Origin of the sequence: Actinoplanes sp. CA-142083 (assembly GCF_050942195.1) — a bacterium.
Taxonomy (GTDB): Bacteria; Actinomycetota; Actinomycetes; order Mycobacteriales; family Micromonosporaceae; genus Actinoplanes.
Genome location: NZ_CP192076.1, coordinates 9,918,377 through 9,933,649, shown reverse-complemented (window position 1 = coordinate 9,933,649; position 15,273 = coordinate 9,918,377). Strand labels below are relative to the sequence as shown.

At 69.5% G+C, this 15,273-nt stretch carries 16 protein-coding genes; 8 read left to right on the top strand and 8 right to left on the bottom strand.

Translation table 11 applies throughout. From position 1 onward, the window contains the following. Positions 1-90: 90 nt before the first annotated feature. Positions 91-1,491, top strand: a complete 1,401-nt coding sequence (locus ACQPZX_RS45860; RefSeq protein ID WP_433370630.1) for an NAD(P)H-quinone dehydrogenase — start codon at positions 91-93, stop codon at positions 1,489-1,491. Here the strand turns inward: ACQPZX_RS45860 and ACQPZX_RS45855 are convergent. Continuing rightward, a complete protein-coding gene (locus ACQPZX_RS45855) occupies positions 1,421-2,182 on the bottom strand; it encodes a DedA family protein (protein ID WP_433370627.1) in 762 nt (253 codons plus the stop codon). The two genes, ACQPZX_RS45860 and ACQPZX_RS45855, sit on opposite strands and share 71 nt — an antisense overlap. Before the next feature lie 348 nt (positions 2,183-2,530). Here ACQPZX_RS45855 and ACQPZX_RS45850 point away from each other — a divergent pair, with 348 nt between their 5' ends. The 3 genes from ACQPZX_RS45850 to ACQPZX_RS45840 are packed head-to-tail and all read left to right on the top strand — an operon-like array spanning position 2,531 to position 5,885. Further along, on the top strand, positions 2,531-4,105 hold the full coding sequence (locus ACQPZX_RS45850; RefSeq protein ID WP_433370624.1) for a circularly permuted type 2 ATP-grasp protein: 1,575 nt from the start codon (positions 2,531-2,533) through the stop codon (positions 4,103-4,105). Further along, positions 4,099-5,037, top strand: a complete 939-nt coding sequence (locus ACQPZX_RS45845; protein WP_433370621.1) for an alpha-E domain-containing protein — start codon at positions 4,099-4,101, stop codon at positions 5,035-5,037. The genes ACQPZX_RS45850 and ACQPZX_RS45845 overlap by 7 nt, the downstream gene beginning before the upstream one ends. Further along, positions 5,034-5,885 (top strand): transglutaminase family protein, encoded by an 852-nt coding sequence (locus tag ACQPZX_RS45840; protein ID WP_433370618.1) that lies wholly within the window; start codon positions 5,034-5,036, stop codon positions 5,883-5,885. Before ACQPZX_RS45845 ends, ACQPZX_RS45840 begins: the two co-directional genes overlap by 4 nt. On the opposite strand, the gene ACQPZX_RS45835 is transcribed toward ACQPZX_RS45840, so the two are convergent. Continuing rightward, on the bottom strand, positions 5,869-6,315 hold the full coding sequence (locus tag ACQPZX_RS45835) for a DoxX family protein (protein WP_433370615.1): 447 nt from the start codon (positions 6,313-6,315) through the stop codon (positions 5,869-5,871). The genes ACQPZX_RS45840 and ACQPZX_RS45835 overlap by 17 nt on opposite strands. A 95-nt stretch (positions 6,316-6,410) precedes the next feature. Between ACQPZX_RS45835 and ACQPZX_RS45830 the strand changes: the two genes are divergently transcribed. Further along, positions 6,411-7,046, top strand: coding sequence for a TetR/AcrR family transcriptional regulator (locus tag ACQPZX_RS45830; RefSeq protein ID WP_433370612.1), 636 nt, complete (start codon positions 6,411-6,413; stop codon positions 7,044-7,046). Between the two features lie 13 nt (positions 7,047-7,059). Here ACQPZX_RS45830 and ACQPZX_RS45825 read toward each other — a convergent pair whose 3' ends face one another. Then, positions 7,060-8,811 carry an acetyl/propionyl/methylcrotonyl-CoA carboxylase subunit alpha gene (locus ACQPZX_RS45825; protein WP_433370609.1) on the bottom strand — a complete coding sequence of 584 codons (1,752 nt, stop codon included), beginning with the start codon at positions 8,809-8,811 and terminating at the stop codon, positions 7,060-7,062. Positions 8,812-8,870: 59 nt separating this feature from the next. Here ACQPZX_RS45825 and ACQPZX_RS45820 point away from each other — a divergent pair, with 59 nt between their 5' ends. From ACQPZX_RS45820 to ACQPZX_RS45810, 3 genes are read left to right on the top strand one after another with little or no spacing between them, the layout of a single operon-like run. Next, the gene (locus ACQPZX_RS45820; RefSeq protein WP_433370606.1) at positions 8,871-9,425 is read left to right on the top strand and encodes a helix-turn-helix transcriptional regulator; all 555 of its coding nucleotides are present in this window, start codon (positions 8,871-8,873) and stop codon (positions 9,423-9,425) included. Between the two features lie 28 nt (positions 9,426-9,453). Next, entirely contained in the window at positions 9,454-10,398 is a 945-nt protein-coding gene (locus ACQPZX_RS45815) for an ATP-binding cassette domain-containing protein (protein WP_433370603.1), read from the top strand. Between the two features lie 3 nt (positions 10,399-10,401). Continuing rightward, a complete protein-coding gene (locus ACQPZX_RS45810; RefSeq protein WP_433370600.1) occupies positions 10,402-11,157 on the top strand; it encodes an ABC transporter permease in 756 nt (251 codons plus the stop codon). Between the two features lie 29 nt (positions 11,158-11,186). Here ACQPZX_RS45810 and ACQPZX_RS45805 read toward each other — a convergent pair whose 3' ends face one another. The 5 genes from ACQPZX_RS45805 to ACQPZX_RS45785 all read right to left on the bottom strand — a co-directional run bounded on the left by ACQPZX_RS45805 (position 11,187) and on the right by ACQPZX_RS45785 (position 15,177). Beyond that, a complete protein-coding gene (locus tag ACQPZX_RS45805; RefSeq protein WP_433370597.1) occupies positions 11,187-11,801 on the bottom strand; it encodes a Maf family protein in 615 nt (204 codons plus the stop codon). Between the two features lie 66 nt (positions 11,802-11,867). Continuing rightward, a complete protein-coding gene (locus ACQPZX_RS45800) occupies positions 11,868-13,022 on the bottom strand; it encodes a S8 family serine peptidase (RefSeq protein WP_433370594.1) in 1,155 nt (384 codons plus the stop codon). Between the two features lie 3 nt (positions 13,023-13,025). Further along, on the bottom strand, positions 13,026-14,405 hold the full coding sequence (locus tag ACQPZX_RS45795) for a hypothetical protein (RefSeq protein ID WP_433370591.1): 1,380 nt from the start codon (positions 14,403-14,405) through the stop codon (positions 13,026-13,028). Then, entirely contained in the window at positions 14,405-14,833 is a 429-nt protein-coding gene (locus tag ACQPZX_RS45790; RefSeq protein WP_433370588.1) for a hypothetical protein, read from the bottom strand. Before ACQPZX_RS45790 ends, ACQPZX_RS45795 begins: the two co-directional genes overlap by 1 nt. A gap of 146 nt (positions 14,834-14,979) precedes the next feature. Then, positions 14,980-15,177 (bottom strand): acyl-CoA carboxylase subunit epsilon, encoded by a 198-nt coding sequence (locus ACQPZX_RS45785; protein ID WP_433370586.1) that lies wholly within the window; start codon positions 15,175-15,177, stop codon positions 14,980-14,982. Positions 15,178-15,273 lie beyond the last annotated feature (96 nt).

The window sequence follows — 15,273 nt, the reverse complement described above, 5'->3', positions numbered from 1 at the left end:
CGATAGCCGGATACGGCGGTCGTGGAGAATACAAGAAGTGCGTGTCGGCACAAGCCACCGGTTTTGCGCCGGTATACGGAGGGGAACGTCGTGAGTCGGATCGTGATCATCGGTGGGGGTCCGGGCGGGTATGAGGCTGCCCTGGTCGCCGCCCAGCTGGACGCGGAGGTGACCCTCGTCGAGGCCGACGGCCCGGGAGGCGCCTGCGTGCTGACCGACTGCGTTCCGTCGAAGACGTTCATCGCCAGCTCCGAGGTCATGACCGGTTACCGGCACAATGACCGGTTCGGCATCCGCTCGGCGGGCCTCGAAGGGGTCACCGTCGACGCGGTCGCGGTGAACAACCGGGTCAAGAAACTCGCCCTGGCCCAGTCCAGCGACATCCAGGCCAAGCTGGTCAAGGCGGGCGTCGAGGTCATCCACGGCCGGGCCCTGCTCGGCGAGGACACCCTCGGCCACACCCACCAGGTGCTCGTGATGCCCGACGGCGGCGAGATGTATTCGATCGAGGCCTCGACCGTGCTGCTGGCGACCGGCGCGACCCCGCGGGTGCTGCCCACCGCCCGGCCGGACGGCGAGCGCATCCTCGACTGGCGGCAGGTCTACGACCTCACCGAGCTGCCCGAGCACCTGATCGTGGTCGGCTCCGGCGTGACCGGCGCCGAGTTCGCCAGCGCGTACCTGGCGATGGGCACGAAGGTCACGCTGGTCTCCAGCCGCGAGCGGGTCATGCCGCATGAGGACGCCGACGCGGCCATGGCGATCGAGCGGGTGTTCCGCGAGCGCGGCATGACGATCCTCAACCAGTCGCGCGCCGAGTCGGTGGTCAACACCGGCGACGGCGTGCTGGTCACGCTCTCCGACGGCCGTACGGTCGAGGGCTCGCACGCGCTCATGGCGGTCGGCGCGATCCCGAACACCGACACGCTGGGCCTGCGGGAGTACGGCGTCGACGTCGGCCCCGGCGGATACCTCACGGTCGACCGCGTCTCACGTACCAACGTGCCCGGCATCTACGGCGCCGGCGACTGCACCGGCGTGCTGCCGCTGGCCAGCGTGGCCGCCATGCAGGGCCGGATCGCGATCTGGCACGCCATGGGCGAGGCGGTGGCGCCGCTGCGGCTGCGCACGGTCTCGGCGAACGTGTTCACCGACCCCGAGCTCGCCACCGTCGGCGTCTCGCAGAACGAGGTGGACTCCGGCCGCACCCCGGCCCGCCAGGTGATGCTGCCGCTGACCGGCAACGCCCGGGCCAAGATGGCCGACCTGCACGACGGCTTCGTGAAGCTCTTCTGCCGGCCGGCGACCGGTCAGATCGTGGGTGGGGTGGTGGTGGCGCCCAAGGCGAGCGAGCTGATCCTGCCGATCACGATGGCGATCGAGAACAACCTGACGGTGGACCAGCTGGCCCACACGATCACTATCTACCCGTCGTTGTCGGGGTCGATCGCGGAAGCTGCCCGTCAGCTGATGCAGCACGAGCGGCAATGACGTCGGCCTCGGCCGCGGCCTGAGCGGCCGCGATGTCCACCGCCCGCTCGGCGTCGACCTCTTTCTTGCCACCGAAGAGGGCGAGGATCCAGCCGGCGGTGCCGAAGACGGCCGCGGCGGTGGCGGCGATCGCGAACAGGCGCCACGCCGACTGCGTGATGGCCGTGCCGCCGACGTGACCGACCAGGCCGCCGTAGCCCGCCCAGCAGAGCGCGGCGGCCCCGTCGTAGAGCACGAACAGCTTGATCGGGTAACCCGTGCGGCCGGCGTGGAAACCGGCGGCCATCCGGCCGCCGGGCACGAACCGGCACAGCAGCAGCACGAGAGGCCCCGGCCGGCGCAGCCCCCGGGTGAAGCGGACCGCGGCCTTGCGGGTCCGGGACTGCTCGCGGGGGTGCTCTTCGACGTGTTTCGGGCCGCAGCGGGCGCGCAGGGCGGACAGCCAGCCGCGGCCGACCTGGCCGGTCGAGCGGCCCAGGAAGTACGCGATGGAGTCGCCCGCGAACATGCCGGCCGCGCCGATCGCGATCACCAGAGCAAGATCGAGGTTGCCGTAGACAGTGAGCGCGCCGGATGTGATCATGATCGCCTGGATCGGAACGACCGGAACCATCGCGTCGATCGTCAGGAAACCGAACAGCGCCAAGTAGGCCCACACCGGTGTGGCCATCATGGTCAACAGTTCGGTCATCGCTTCGGCCACCTCACGGCTTCAGGGCTCGCCACATTCTTGACGGGGTTACCTGAGAATGTGCTGTGTTACAGCATGCGCCCTGATCAGGCCCATCCCACGGTGATACCCGACACGGTGTCATCACGATCGCTTGGTGAAACCGGCGCCGGTTATTTCCCCCGATTTCATCCCACAGCGCGGCGCGAGTTTTTCGCGCGTCCCGCGCGGGCGTACGGTGGCTTTGCCGGAGACACCGGGTCCCCCGTTCTCGGTGTGGCCGGCCAGGGCCGTCGGTAGGTCCCGTACCGACGGCCCGCCCCCTGCTTCTGTTACGTGCGTGCAATGAGCCGTGCGTAGGGTCCTCGCATGGCGGATCTTTTCGAGGAGTACCGCCTCGGCCCCGGCTGGGACGAGATGTTCAGCGAGCTGGGCATGCCCCGCCAGAGCTACGAGGCGCTGCACGCGACGCTCCAGCCGCTGTCCAGCTCCGAACTGGGCGTTCGCGCCGAGGTGCTGGCCCGGGCGTTCCTCGACCAGGGCATCACGTTCGCGCTCAAGGGCGTCGAGCGGCCCTTCCCGCTCGACATCGTGCCGCGCATCATCGCCGCCGCCGAGTGGCGCGCGGTCGAGCTCGGGGTGGCCCAGCGGATCCGGGCCTTGGAGGCATTTCTTGCCGACGTGTACGGGACGGGCCAGGTGCTCGCCGACGGCGTGGTGCCGCGCCGGGTCATCGCGACCAGCGCCCACTTCCTGCGCGCCGCCGCCGGGATCAACCCGCCCAACGGCGTCCGGATCCATGTTGCCGGTGTTGATCTGATCCGCGACGAGCAGGGCACCTTCCGGGTGCTGGAGGACAACGTGCGCATCCCGTCCGGGGTGAGCTACGTGATGGAGAACCGGCGGGCCATGGCGCAGGTGCTGCCCGAGGTGTTCGCGGCGACCCGGATCCTGCCGGTGGAGAGCTATCCGGCGATGCTGCTGCGGGCGCTGCGCGCCGCCGCGCCGATCGGGGTGAGCGATCCGGCCGTCGTGGTGCTCAGCCCCGGCGTCTACAACTCGGCGTACTTCGAGCACGCGCTGATCGCCCGGGAGATGGGCGTCGAGCTGGTCGAGGGGCGCGACCTGGTCTGCGTCGGCAACGACGTGGCGATGCGGACCACGGCCGGCGAGCAGCGGGTGGACGTCATCTACCGGCGGATCGACGACGACTTCCTCGACCCGGTGCACTTCCGGGCCGACTCGGTGATCGGGGTGGCCGGCCTGCTGAACGCGGCGCGCGCCGGGCGGGTCACGATCGCCAATGCGGTCGGCAACGGGGTGGCCGACGACAAGCTGCTCTACACCTATGTGCCTGACCTGATCCGCTACTACCTCAACGAGGAGCCGCTGCTCCCCAACGTCGACACCTACCGGCTGGACGAGCCGGGGGTGCTGGATGACGTGCTGCCGTCCCTGGGGGAGCTCGTCCTGAAGCCGGTCGACGGCGCGGGCGGCGCCGGAATCGTGATCGGCTCCCAGGCCTCCGCGGGCGAGCTGGACGCCGTACGCGAAAAGATCTTGGAAAATCCCCGCGGGTGGATCGCGCAGCGTGAGGTGAAGCTCTCGATGGTGCCGACGCTGATCGGCAATCGGCTCCGCGGGCGGCACGTCGACCTGCGGCCGTTCGCGGTCAACGACGGCGAGAAGATCTGGGTGCTGCCCGGCGGGCTCACCCGCGTCGCGCTGCCCGAGGGCGCGCTGGTGGTCAACTCCAGTCAGGGCGGCGGCTCCAAGGACACGTGGGTGCTGGCCGCGGACGACGACGTGGTGCCCTTCGAGGTGCCGCACCTGCCGGCCACCCCGGCGCCGCTCCCGGTGGCCGCGAGCCCCGATCTCGGCCCGGGCGCGTCGGGCGCCGAGGAGCAGCAGCAACAGCAGCAACAGGGGAGGTTCTCGTGCTGAGCCGCATCGCGGAGTCCCTCTACTGGATCGGCCGCTACGTCGAGCGGGCCGAGGACACCGCCCGCATCCTCGACGTGCACCTGCAGCGCACGCTCGCCGACCCGTGGACGCAGGAGGACGCGGCCTGCCGGTCGCTGCTCGCCGTGATGGGCGTGCCGATCACCGAGGGCGTGGTCACCTCGGCCGGCGTCGTCGGGCTGCTCGGCCTCGACGACCGCAACCCGTCCTCGGTGGTCGGCGCGCTGGCCGCGGCCCGCGAGAACGCACGTGGCGCCCGCGAGACCGTCTCGTCCGAGATGTGGGAGTGTCTCAACTCGACCTGGCACGGCCTGCCCAACGCCCGGCGGCGCGTCGAGCAGCAGGGGGTGCACTCGTTCTTTCGCTGGGTGCGGGAGCGCTGCGCGGTGATGGGCGGGCTCACCGACGCCACCATGAGCCGCGACGAGGGCTGGCTGTTCCTGGTGCTGGGCCGCAGCGTCGAGCGCGTCGACATGACCGCGCGGCTGCTGCGCACCCACTCGCGGGCCGGGGGGAGCATCCCGTCCTGGATGACTTTGTTGCGGTCGAGTGGGGCGTGGGAGACCTTCTTGCGTACGTATCGGGGCGCGCTCGACGATCGGCACGCGGCCGAGTTCCTGCTGCTCGACAGGTTGTTCCCGCGCTCGGTGTTCGCGGCGCTGTCCACGGCCGAGAGCTGCCTCGCCGATCTGGAGCCCGATCCGGGGCGGGCCGGTGTGGCGACCGACGCCCAGCGGATCGTGGGGCGGGCCCGCACCAACCTCGAGTTCCGCGGGGCCGACGAGCTGATCGGGGAGATGTCGACGGTGCTGGCCAGTCTCGAGAAGACTTGCTCGCAGGTCAACGACGCGGTGTCCCGCCGCTACTTCCGGCAGACGACGGCTGTGAACTGGGTGCGAGGGGCTGTCGCATGACCGTGGACTCGTGGCGGCTACGGATTCAGCACAAGAGCGGCTTCGACTACGCGGGGCCGGTGACGTCGTCGTACAACGAGGCGCGTATGTGGCCGCGCAACGAGACTCGGCAGGCGGTGCTCGACGCACGGGTGGAGGTCTGGCCGCCCGCCCGCACCTACCGCTACGAGGACTACTGGGGGACGGTCGTCACCGCGTTCGACGTGCACGCCAAGCACGAGGCGCTCACCGTCACGGCGACGTCCACGGTGGAGACGTTGCCGCCCGGCGACCTGATCCCGAACGGCTTCGTCTGGGACGCGTTGGGCCAGCACGTCGACCGCTGGTACGAGCTGCTGCTGCCGACCAAACGGACCGGGCTCGACTGTTCGCTCCGCGAGATCGTGGCCGACATCAAGGCGGCGCATGCCACCCCGCACGCGGCGGGGCTGGCGGTCTGCGAGTTCGTACGCGCCGAGGTGACGTACCAGCCCGGCGCGACCGGGGTGCAGAGCGACGCGCTGCACGCCTGGGAACAGCGCAAGGGCGTGTGCCAGGACATCAGCCACCTGACCGTCGGCATGCTGCGCGAGATGGGCATGCCGGCCCGGTACGTGTCGGGCTATCTGCATCCATCGCCGTCGGCCGGGATCGGCGACAGCGTGGTCGGGCAGAGCCACGCCTGGGTGGAGTGGTGGGCCGGCCGGTGGACGGCCTTCGACCCCACCAACGGCGTCCCGGTGGGCGAGCGCCACGTCGTGGTGGGGCGAGGCCGCGAGTACGGCGACGTGCCGCCGCTCAAGGGCGTCTACGCCGGCCCGCCGAGCACCGGCCAGGGTGTCGAGGTGACGATCACCCGCCTACGGTGATCGCGACCGCGGCGCCGATGAAGAGCAGTTGCATCGGGGTGCGGACGGCCAGCGGGGTGGCCGGGCGCCCGCCCAGCTGAACCTTGCGGCGAGCGGCCGAGACGTTCGCCGGGAACATCAGGATCATCAGCAGCGCCAGCCCGGCGGCGGCGAGGCGGGCGGTGGCCGGGATCAGCAGGCCCAGCGCGCCGGCGAGCTCGAGGACGCCGGTAAGGGTGACCAGCAGATCGGGCCGGGGCAGGCGGGGCGGGACCATCGCGATCAGGTCCTGGCGGCGGCCGAGCCCGAAGTGGGCGAGGCCGGTCAGCACGAACATCAGCGCCAGGCCGACGCGCAGCGCGGGCCACCAGCCGTCCAGGGCGTCGATGCCGGCCATGCCGACCAGCCGGGCGAGAGCGGTGCCGGCGATGAGAGCGATCAGGGGTGCCATCTTCGTTCTCCGAATCTTGCCGCTGTCTAGAATCTTTACATCGACAAGATAGGCGCGCTCGAAGCATCTTGTCAACGGCAAGTTAGAATCCGCCCATGGCGAAGCAGACCTACCACCACGGCGACCTGCGCCGGGCGTTGCTGCAGGCGGCCGACGAGGCGATCACCGAGCACGGCGTGGCCGCGCTGAGCATGCGCGACCTGGCCCGCCGCGCCGGCGTCTCGCACGCCGCGCCCACCCACCACTTCGGCGACAAGGCCGGCCTGCTCACCGCGTTCGCGACCGAGGGTTTCGAGCAGCTGGCCAAGGCGCTGGCCACCTCACGGCTGGCCAGCAACAGCTTCCTGGAGCTGGGCGTCACCTACGTCCGCTTCGCGGTGACCCGGCGCGCGATGTTCGAGGTCATGTTCCGCCCCGACCTCTACCACCCCGACGACCCCGAGCTGCTGGCCGCCCGTGCGAAGTCGGCGGACGCCCTCTACGCCGCCGTCTCCGACTTACCCGACAGCATCCGGCCCGCGGGCGACGCCGCCCCGGCCGCCCGTCCGGCTAAGCCGGGCACCGCCGAAACGGCTCCGCCCGAGGTGCGCAAGGCCGGACTGGCCGCCTGGTCGATGGCCCACGGCTTCGCCACGCTCTGGCTGACCGGCGGCTTTCCCGACCGCGACCTGGACCCGACCGAGACGGCCCGGCGCCTGTTCACCGAGCTCAACCGCGACTACGCCCCTTAGCGCTGGAGCCCGCTCAGTCGATCGTGCAGATCACCGTGCCGGCCGTGACCGTGGCGCCGACCTCGGCCGACAGGCCCGCGACCGTGCCGGAACGGTGTGCCTGCAGCGGCTGCTCCATCTTCATGGCCTCGACCACGACGATCGTGTCGCCCTCCTGGACCTCGTCGCCGTCGGAGACCGCGACCTTCACGATCGTGCCCTGCATCGGCGCCGTCAGGGCCGCCGCCCCGCCCGCGGAAGCCGCCGCGGCCGCGCCCCCGGACCGGCGCGCGGCCGGACGTGCGGGGGCGCTCCCGCCCGTACGCGTGAAAAGGCTTGCCGGAAGGCTCACCTCGAGTCGCTTTCCGCCCACCTCGACCACGACGGTCTCGCGCTCGGACGGCGAATCGTCGGCGGCGACCGCCGCGCTGAACGGCGGCACCCCGCCGGCCCACTCCGTCTCGATCCATCGCGTGTGGACGGTGAACGGCGAGCCCGTGAACGCCGGATCGCGGACGACGGCCCGGTGGAACGGCAGCACGGTCGCTATGCCCTCCACGACCGTTTCGTCGAGGACCCGGCGGGCTCGCTCGAGCGCCTCCTCGCGCGTCGCGCCCACCACGATGATCTTTGCGAGCAGCGAGTCGAAGTTGCCGCCGATCACGCTGCCCGACTCGACGCCCGCGTCGACCCGCACGCCGGGGCCGAGCGGCCAGGTCAGCGCCGTGACCGTGCCGGGCGCGGGCAGGAAGCCGCGGCCCGGATCCTCGCCGTTGATGCGGAACTCGATCGCGTGGCCGCGGGGCGCCGGATCCTCCGCGAGGGGCAACTCGAGGCCGTCGGCGATGCGGAACTGCTCGCGCACGAGATCGAGGCCCGCCGTTTCCTCGCTCACCGGGTGCTCGACCTGGAGGCGGGTGTTGACCTCGAGGAAGGAGATGGTGCCGTCCTGGCCCACGAGGTATTCGACAGTGCCGGCGCCGTGGTAGCCCGCCTCGCGGCAGATCGCCTTGGCGCTGGAGTGGATCTGGGCACGCTGGGCGTCGGAGAGGAACGGGGCCGGCGCCTCCTCGACCAGCTTCTGGTGGCGGCGCTGGAGCGAGCAGTCGCGGGTGCCGACCACGATCACGTTGCCGTGGGTGTCGGCCAGGACCTGCGCCTCGACGTGGCGGGGACGATCCAGATAGCGCTCGACGAAGCACTCGCCCCGCCCGAAGGCCGCCACCGCCTCGCGGGTCGCGCTCTCGAACAGCGCCGGGATCTCCTCGAGGGTGCGCGCCACCTTGAGCCCCCGGCCGCCGCCGCCGAACGCCGCCTTGATCGCCACGGGCAGCCCGTGCTCCTCGGCGAAGGCGATGATCTCGCTCGCGTCGGCCACCGGCTCGGCCGTGCCGGCCACCAGCGGCGCGCCGGCGCGCTGGGCGATGTGCCGGGCCGTCACCTTGTCGCCCAGGTCGCGGATCGCCTGCGGCGTCGGGCCGATCCAGGTGAGGCCGGCGCCGAGCACGGCCTGGGCGAACTCGGCGTTTTCCGAGAGGAAGCCGTAGCCGGGGTGCACGGCGTCGGCGCCGCTGCGGGCCGCGACGTCGAGCAGCTTGTCGATGCGCAGGTAGCTGTCGGCGGCGGTGTCGCCACCCAGCGAGTACGCCTCGTCGGCGAGCCGGGCCGGCAGACCGTCGCGGTCGCTGTCGGCGTAGACGGCGACGCTGGCGAGGCCGGCGTCCTGGCAGGCCCGGATGACCCGGACGGCGATCTCGCCTCGGTTGGCGATCAATACCTTGCGCACGGCCTGAGCTTAGTGGCAGTCACCGACAGTTCTACTCTGAAGTAGTGTCCGCTACGCGCATGATGATCCTCGGGCTGGTGCAGTGGATGCAGCCCGTCCACGGCTACGACGTGCGGCGTGAGCTGCTCAGTTGGAGTGCGGACAAGTGGGCCAACGTCCAGCCCGGTTCGATTTATCACGCATTGCGCAAGCTTGCCGACGAGGGCCTGCTCCGCGAGGTGTCGACCGAGCAGGTCGCCGGCCGGCCCGCTCGCACCAGTTACGAGATCACCGACAAGGGCCGGGCGGAGTTCCAGACGCTGTTGCGCAACGGCTGGTGGAACCTCGCGCCGGCGCCGGATCCGTTCATGGCCGCGTTCGCGTTCCTGCATGCCCTGCCCCGCGAGGAGGCCGCGGCGGCGCTGCGCAACCGGGCCATTCAGTTGCGGGCCGGCGTGCAGCAGCTGGAGGCCGCGACCCAGGCCGAGTGGGCCGACCAGAAGCCGATCTATGTGGCGTGGATGTGGGAGCTGCAGATCAACCGGGCCGAGGCCGAGATCGCGTGGTGCGAGCGCACGGCGGAGAAGATCGAGGCCGGTGAGCCGTACCTGCCGGGTATAATCAAGTTTGACTAATAAAACTTGACCATCGTACGCTGCCCGCATGATAGAAACTCGCGGGTTGCGCAAGGCGTTCACGTCGCGCCAGGGGCGCGAGAAAAAGACAGTCGAGGCCGTACGCGGTGTCGACCTGGACGTGTCCGAAGGGGAGATCTTCGGGTTCCTCGGTCCGAACGGGGCCGGCAAGACCACCACGCTGCGGATGCTCGCCACGCTGATCGAGCCGGACGGGGGCACCGCCACGATCGCCGGCGCCGACCTGCTGCGCGATCCGGCCGAGGTGCGCCGCCGCATCGGATACGTCGCCCAGGGCGGCAGCACGTGGGACGACTCCACCGCGCGCGAGGAGCTGGTGCTGCAGGCGCGCCTTTACGGCGCGAGCAAGGCGACGGCCCAGGCCCGTGCCGCGAGCGTGCTCGAGGGTTTCCAATTGAGCGAGTACGCGGACCGCAAGTGCAAAACGTACTCCGGCGGTCAGCGTCGCCGGGTCGACATCGCGCTCGGCATCATCCACGAGCCCAAGGTCGTCTTTCTCGACGAGCCGACCACCGGTCTCGACCCGCAGAGCCGCGCGCACATGTGGGACGAGATCCGCCGTCTGCGTGCGGAGGGCATGACGGTCTTCATCACCACGCACTACCTCGACGAGGCCGACGCGCTCTGCGACCGCATCTCCATCATGGACAACGGTGAGATCGTCGCCTCCGGCACCCCATTTTCCTTGAAGCGCGAGATCTCCGGCGATGTCGTCCGCGTGGGTCTCCCGGTGGATGCCATCGCTGCCGCGGTGGCCGCTTTGTCGGCTTACAAGACGGAGACGTTCGACGACGGCGTGCGCCTCAACGTGGACGACGGGGCGACCGCGATTCCCCAGATCCTGCGCGCCCTCGATGCGGCCGATGTTCCCCTGGCCTCGATCGAGCTGCACCGTCCGAGCCTCGACGACGTCTTCCTGACCAAGACCGGCCGATCCCTGCGGGAGAGCTGACTCATGAAGCTTCTGCGTGACACTTCGCTGATCTTCCAGCGCCAGATGCAGCTGCTGCTGCGGAACCCTGTGTGGATCTTCGTGGGCGTCTTCCAGCCGGTGATGTATCTGCTGCTGTTCGCGCCACTCCTGAAGCCCGCGCTGCAGGTGAGCTCCAACGCCGAGGCGTACGAGATCTTCGTGCCCGGTCTTCTGGTCCTGCTCGCCATCTTCGGGGGGCTTTTCCAAGGCTTCGGCCTGATCGCGGAGCTGCGCGCCGGGGTGATCGAACGGTCCCGGGTGACGCCCGTCAGCCGGCTCGCCCTGCTGCTCGGCCGGTCATTGCGCGACGTGGTCTCGCTGATCGCCCAAGCCGTGATCATCACGCTGCTGGCGCTGGTCTTCGACCTGCGCGTGGTCCTCGGCAACCTGCTGCTGGCGTACCTGATGCTCGCGCTGATCTCGCTGATGACGTCGGCGCTCAGCTACGGGGTCGCGCTCGCGGTGAAGAGCGAGGACGCGCTGGCGCCGCTGATGAACACGGTGGCCCAGCCGGTGCTGCTGCTTTCCGGGATTCTGCTGCCGTTGACGTTCGCCCCCGGCTGGTTGCAGGGCATCGCGGACTGGAATCCGTTCTCGTGGGCGGTGGACGGCACGCGGGCGCTCTTCCGCGGCGATCTGGGCTCGCCCGACGTGTGGCAGGGCCTGCTCATCATGGCCGTGCTGGCGGCCGCGGCGGTGGCCTGGGCGGCGCGGATGTTCGCCCGAAGCGTGCGCTGAGCTCTTACGCCTTTAGGCGTGTTGCGTTTTCAGGCGCGCCAGAGATCGGTGATCGAGGCGTCCATTTCGATGAGGAGTTTGCGGAGGAGCGGCAGCGACAGCCCGATGACGTTGCCCGGATCGCCTTCGATCCGCTCGACGAAGGCTCCTCCGCGCCCATCGATCGTGAACGACCCCGCCACATTCAGCGGCTCGTCGGTCGCGACGTAGGCCGCGATCTCCTCATCGGTGATGTCGGCGAAATGCACCACGGTCGTGCCCACGGCCTCGGCCTGCCGCCCGCTGACCAGCCCGGTGAGGTGGTGCCCCGTGTGCAGCACCCCCGACCGGCCGCGCATCATGCCCCACCGTTTGGCGGCCTCTTCCGCGTTGGCCGGCTTCCCGAAGATCTGCCCCTCGAAGGCCAGCACGGAATCACACCCGAGCACCAGAATCCCGGGGTCGGCCGGCAACTCGGCCGCGATGGCGCGCGCTTTCATCCGCGCCAGCACCAGGCAGAGCTCATAGGCGTCCTCCGCCTCGACGACGGACTCATCCACGCCACTGACCATCACTTCGGCCTCGATCCCCGCGGCGCTGAGCAGAGCCCGCCGCGCGGGACTGGCCGAAGCAAGGACAAGCCGGTAGTCCACGTCGTTTCCCACGTCCCCGAGGCTACAAGCCCCGGATGCGCGGAAGGTGGACAGAACCCCGCGTTTCCGCCCAGAGTTTCAGAAGTTGCGCCGCCGCCGGACCACCAGAAAGGCGACGGCAGCGCCCGCCACAACCAGCCCGGCCAGCGCCCCAAGAATCAACGGCGTGCTACTCGACGCCGGCTTGGCGTCGCCGACCTCCGGTGCGGCAACAGTGGTAGCGGCCGGATCGATATACCCCTCGTTGCCACTTCCGGTAACGCTCCCCGTTGGGGCGGCGGACGCGGCGCCGCTTCCCACCGGAGCCACATCGGCGGTCAACGCCTTGACGACGTTCAACTTGCCGTAGCCACATTCGTCGTCGCGCCCGGGTGGACCGATGTCGTCTGCGGTGGCCTCCAGGCGGTGAACAATTTCAGGCCCCGACAGGTCGGGAAACTTCGCCCGCACAAGCGCGACAGCTCCCGAAACGATGGCCGTCGACAAGGATGTCCCATCAGCCTCGGCATATCGGTTCTTGGGCTCGGCAGTGGTGATGTCGACGCCGGGGGCGCAAATATCAACCTTTTTGTCGACGACTGAGCCAGATGAGTGCTTTCCGTTTTCGTCGACTGCCCCGACGGCCAGAACGCCGTCGATCGCTGCCGGATACCCGATGATGGCGTCCTCGCTGGTGTTTCCAACGGCGGCCACAACAACGACGCCATTGTCGATCGCCGTATCGACTGCGTCGATCAAATCACCCGATGGTCCGGTCACCGCGGAGAAATTTATTACCTTTGCGCCGTGAGCCTCCGCCCAGCCAACACCCTTGACCGCTCCGTCGAGAGACACGTCGCTTATTTTGTCGGTGACTTTTACGGGAAGTATCTTGGCCGCAGGAGCGAGCCCAAGAACTCCATTGCCGCCGCTCTTTCCGTGGGCGGCGATCAGTGCCGCCACATTTGTTCCGTGGCCGACGCTATCCACGCGCCCGTCCCCTTTGCCGCCAGGCTGAAGATCGACTCCGGCTAGGAGGTTCCGCTGGAGATCGGGATGGGGGTATACGCCTGTGTCTAATACAGCAACGGTTACGCCGGATCCATTGCTGATGGCCTGCGCCTTTGCTACATCCAGACTTTTCAGATGCCACTGATCGTTGCGGATTCCGTCTGCATAGGCGGGCGCCGCCGGAAGTGCGAGGGCGGCGGCAAGCATGAGAGCGCCCGCGGCCGCGGCGAATCGAAAACGCATTTGTCAGCCGAGTCCGATTGCCGGCCCCGGGTCGACACGCTGCACTGGTGCCGGCGACACCACGGGGTCGACGCCCTCGGCGGTCTCCCACGGGTTGTCGGGGTACCAGTTCGCGCCTGCCGCCTCATCACGACGGCCGGACCGTCGACCGGCCGCACCCTGGCCGTACATACCGTTGGCGGACACGCCGTTACGCGGCCCAGCGGCGCCGTCACGTTCACCGATCACGCCACCAACCGGGTTGATGCGCGCGCCGGCACGACCGGCGCCCGGCTGGCCCAGGCCGCTTGAGGCGCCACGCCCCGGCGCGCCGCCTGCCTGCATTCCGCCGATCACCCCGTTGGGAGCCATGGCACGCAGCCCGCCCTCGGGCAGGCTTCCGCCCGGCCGCAAAAGCCCCTCGCGCGGTACTCCGCCGCTACGTCCAAAGCCGGGCGTGGCCGGCGTCAGGGGTGAGGTGCCGCCGGGCAACAGCCCCGGGGCCGGCGGAAGCAGGCCGGAGTTGGGAAGCGAGCCGGTGCCGCCAGGAAGGGTCGGAGCGATCGGGCTGATACCCGGTGCCGTAGGCGCCGGCAGCGTGGGCTGAGCCCCGCCCAGGACAAGCCCGGGCTGTGCCGTTCCGACGCTTGGCGGGGGAACCGTCGTCGGCGTGGAGGTCGGGAAGGTCGCAGTGGCGTTCGCCGGTCTTGTAGAAGCGCCACCGTCGTCGGGGTAACTCGGTGTAATCGGCGGGATCGGGGGAGGAGTGTAGGTGTCACCATCTTTGACGGTCTTGTTCTCATCGCGGATTTCCAGCTTGGTGTAGCGCGCCGGCTTGACGATGCGGGCCTGGGCCTGTGCCAAGTCCGTGCTCACGCTGCTGAGCAGCGTGGCCGCCTGGACGCGGAGCTCCTCCTGGCGGCCGGGGGCCACCGGCGGCTCGTCGCCGCTTGGGCTGGGGCTTGGGGTGGGCGTCGTGGTGTTCTGCTCGGCCTGCTTCTTCGCGTTGAACGTGTCCAGCGCCGTCTTGTTGCTCTGGTACTCGGCGTAGATCTTGTTCATCTTGACCTGGGCCTGGTAGATCGACCCGGTCGCGGCGGAGAAGGCCTCGTGGTTGGTGATCGACGCTTCGTAGGTGTCCGTCAGGTTCTTGATGAGCTCGTCGAGCCGGGCCAGGTAGGCCGCCGAGGCCGGGCTCTTGCCGGGGGGCCAAGCGGCCGCGAGGTTGTCGCGGTACTCCTGCACCTGGAAACGGTGCTCGCTCAGCAGCTCGGACGATTTCTGCCAGCCGCTGACCAGGTCCCACTGGGCGTCCGTGTTGGGGTTCTGGATGAGCTCTTGCATCTTGTCGAGCGTCATCGACTCCCACGGGGTGCCGCCGCCACCGCCACCTGCGTCGAGCATCAGGCTGCTCCTTCGCCGGACTGGTCGGACGGGATGCCCACCCGGTCGAATGCCTTGTCCACATCGCGCACCTTCGCGTGGGCGAAGGCGTCGGAGCCGCTGTACGTCTTGCTGATGTCCTCGGCGGCCGTCGCGAAGCCCTGCGTCCCGTTCGCGTAGTTGTACACGTTCTGGTGGGCCACGTCCGCGGCCTCGTGGTGGACGAACAGGAACGTGAGCAGCTCGATGAACTCGCTGGGCGGGTCGGGAAGCTTGGTCGACATCGCGTCCGTGACGGGGGAGAGGTGCGGGGCGTAGCTGTCCTTCACATTCGCGGACAACTTGGTGGCGAACTGCTCCATCGCCTGGATGTCGGCCTCGATCTGGCTGAAATCCGTGTACCCGTAGTCGCGCAACCAGGCGGGACCGCGGTCCTCGTCAGGAATCACTGTCGCCCTCCCGTACCGAACTTCTCGACCGCCGGACCCCGGCGAACGCATAGGCGAGCGTAGTCGGTCACCGCCAGCGACGGGGAGCCCACCTCGGCGCCTGTGGACAGTCGAAACCCATCCGAGATCGATCGATGGTCGCGTATCTATCGGGGGAGGGCGGACTGGCGCCAGGAAAGGGGTCGCATCGACGGCCGTGCGGACATCGCCCAAGCCGAGGGCGCGGCGGGGCGGGAAATCGCATCCATCGAAGTGGATCGGACGGCGAAGATCGCGGCCAAGGCGGCCAGCTCATGATCGGTGGGAGTGCCGCGCACTACTCTGACCAGGGGTTCCGCATCCATCGACCGAGCGTACGACCTTGGTGGGGTTGTCCGGTGACACGAATCCCACACTCGGCTGATCGATTCGCTGTCGCTGGACATGACCGGGTATTTTCT

Coding starts and splice junctions, on each gene's coding strand:
- ACQPZX_RS45855 (WP_433370627.1), bottom strand. CDS start 2,182: ATGACCGAACTGTTGACCATGATGGCCACACCGGTGTGGGCCTACTTG.
- ACQPZX_RS45850 (WP_433370624.1), top strand. CDS start 2,531: ATGGCGGATCTTTTCGAGGAGTACCGCCTCGGCCCCGGCTGGGACGAG.
- ACQPZX_RS45840 (WP_433370618.1), top strand. CDS start 5,034: ATGACCGTGGACTCGTGGCGGCTACGGATTCAGCACAAGAGCGGCTTC.
- ACQPZX_RS45835 (WP_433370615.1), bottom strand. CDS start 6,315: ATGGCACCCCTGATCGCTCTCATCGCCGGCACCGCTCTCGCCCGGCTG.
- ACQPZX_RS45830 (WP_433370612.1), top strand. CDS start 6,411: ATGGCGAAGCAGACCTACCACCACGGCGACCTGCGCCGGGCGTTGCTG.
- ACQPZX_RS45820 (WP_433370606.1), top strand. CDS start 8,871: ATGATGATCCTCGGGCTGGTGCAGTGGATGCAGCCCGTCCACGGCTAC.
- ACQPZX_RS45815 (WP_433370603.1), top strand. CDS start 9,454: ATGATAGAAACTCGCGGGTTGCGCAAGGCGTTCACGTCGCGCCAGGGG.
- ACQPZX_RS45810 (WP_433370600.1), top strand. CDS start 10,402: ATGAAGCTTCTGCGTGACACTTCGCTGATCTTCCAGCGCCAGATGCAG.
- ACQPZX_RS45800 (WP_433370594.1), bottom strand. CDS start 13,022: ATGCGTTTTCGATTCGCCGCGGCCGCGGGCGCTCTCATGCTTGCCGCC.
- ACQPZX_RS45795 (WP_433370591.1), bottom strand. CDS start 14,405: ATGCTCGACGCAGGTGGCGGTGGCGGCGGCACCCCGTGGGAGTCGATG.
- ACQPZX_RS45785 (WP_433370586.1), bottom strand. CDS start 15,177: ATGGATGCGGAACCCCTGGTCAGAGTAGTGCGCGGCACTCCCACCGAT.